At 48.0% G+C, this 1,699-nt stretch carries 3 protein-coding genes; all 3 read right to left on the bottom strand.

What is annotated here, in order from left to right:
• On the bottom strand, window positions 1–817 hold an 817-nt coding region (locus AB4653_RS26865; protein WP_372105755.1), incomplete at its 3' end, for a branched-chain amino acid transaminase.
• Between the two features lie 12 nt (window positions 818–829).
• On the bottom strand, window positions 830–1,114 hold the full coding sequence (ilvM, locus tag AB4653_RS26860; protein WP_009848112.1) for an acetolactate synthase 2 small subunit: 285 nt from the start codon (window positions 1,112–1,114) through the stop codon (window positions 830–832).
• A gap of 1 nt (window position 1,115) precedes the next feature.
• The coding region (locus AB4653_RS26855; RefSeq protein WP_372105754.1) for a thiamine pyrophosphate-dependent enzyme at window positions 1,116–1,699 on the bottom strand (584 nt) is incomplete at its 5' end.

Below are 1,699 nucleotides of genomic sequence, written 5' to 3'. Positions count from 1 at the left end.
CTGTAATTTTGTCTACGCTGCGAACTGGAACGATTTCTGCAGCTGTGCCTGTCATGAAGACTTCATCGGCAAGATATAGCGCTTCACGAGCAATGTTCTCTTCACGGATTTCATAACCCATGTCTTTTGCTAGCGTCATGATCGAATCACGAGTAATACCCGGCAGAATTGCGCTGGTTGCTGGTGGTGTTGATAGCACGCCATTACGAATCACGAAGATGTTCTCGCCTGCACCTTCTGAAAGGTAACCATCGACGCTCAGTGCGATACCTTCATCGTAACCATGACGACGAGCTTCACCACCAACCAGTAGTGAAGATAGGTAGTTACCACCGGCTTTTGCTGCGGTTGGGATGGTATTTGGCGCTGCACGATTCCAGCTTGATATCATCGCATCTACGCCATTTTCTAGCGCTTCTTCGCCTAGGTAAGAACCCCAAGGGAAAGCAGCGATGATCAGATCCATCTCAGTGTTTTCTGGCGGGCAGACACCCAAACCAACGTTACCGACAAAGCCGAGAGGGCGGATGTACGCTGACTCTAGCTTATTTTGGCGTAGCGTTTCGCGAGTCGCTTCCATAATTTCTTCCTCTGTGTAAGGAATTGGGAAGCGGTAGATTTTCGCTGAGTCTTTTAGGCGTCTTGCATGCTCTGGGTGACGGAAGATAACCGGGCCCTTTGGCGTGTTGTAACAACGAACACCTTCAAACACAGAAGTACCGTAGTGCATTGCGTGAGTCAGGACGTGAACGTTCGCCTCTGCCCAAGGAACCATTTCACCGTTAAACCAAATATAGTCTGCTGTTTTAGCTGTCATGTTAGCGGTTCCTTATGCGTTTATCTTTTGTTGTAAGTTGTTGTTTGGCAATTCATTACGGCTGATCGAGATAACGTCAACGGTACGCACGTCCCACAGTTTTTCGATTTGGTTTACCAAGAAAGAGATCGGACGCTCACTGTCGACAATGATCTCAACACTCGCCACTTTGCTTTCGTGGTTTTGAGTGCCAGCTACTTGCTTAACAATAAAGCCACGGTGGCGGATAACACGAAGAACACGCTCTAGTAGTACAGGCTTATCATCGGCTTTGATGTCTAATAGGTATCTTTTCATGTTATGTGTTCTCCAACATCTCACTGTTTGAAGCACCTGGCGGTACTAGTGGCCATACGTTCTCTTCTTCATCGATAAGAACATGAAGTAGGTAAGCGGTTTTGCTCTCTAGCATCTCTTTCAGTGCTGGTTCTACTTCTTCTTTACGCGTGATGGTTTTGCCCGGGATATCAAATGCTTTCGCTAGCATGACGAAATCCGGGTTGTCATCCAAGATGGTTTCACTGTGTCGGCCATCAAAGAACAGCGATTGCCATTGGCGAACCATGCCTAAGCGCGAGTTGTTAAGCAGCACCATTTTTACTGGGATTTGGCGACGCTTCAGCGTACCAAGCTCTTGAATGTTCATCATGAACGAGCCGTCACCAGAGATAAGTATAGATTGGTCATTAGGACGACCAACCGATGCACCCATGGCTGCAGGTAGGCCAAAGCCCATAGTGCCTAAGCCCGCTGAAGTGATGAAGTTTTGTGGATCGCGTGGCTGAATGTGTTGAGCTGCCCACATCTGATGTTGGCCAACATCGGTCGAAACCATAGAACTCGCAGGCATCATGTCTGACAGTTGTTTCAACAACAGAGGTG

The sequence above is a fragment of the Vibrio sp. 10N.222.48.A3 genome, assembly GCF_041475345.1.
Lineage (GTDB): Bacteria > Pseudomonadota > Gammaproteobacteria > Enterobacterales > Vibrionaceae > Vibrio > Vibrio tasmaniensis_A.
This window is presented reverse-complemented; position numbering and strand designations above follow the sequence as displayed.

What these genes read in the sequence shown, in the direction of transcription:
- ilvM (WP_009848112.1), bottom strand. Translation starts at nt 1,114, where the DNA reads ATGAAAAGATACCTATTAGACATCAAAGCCGATGATAAGCCTGTACTA.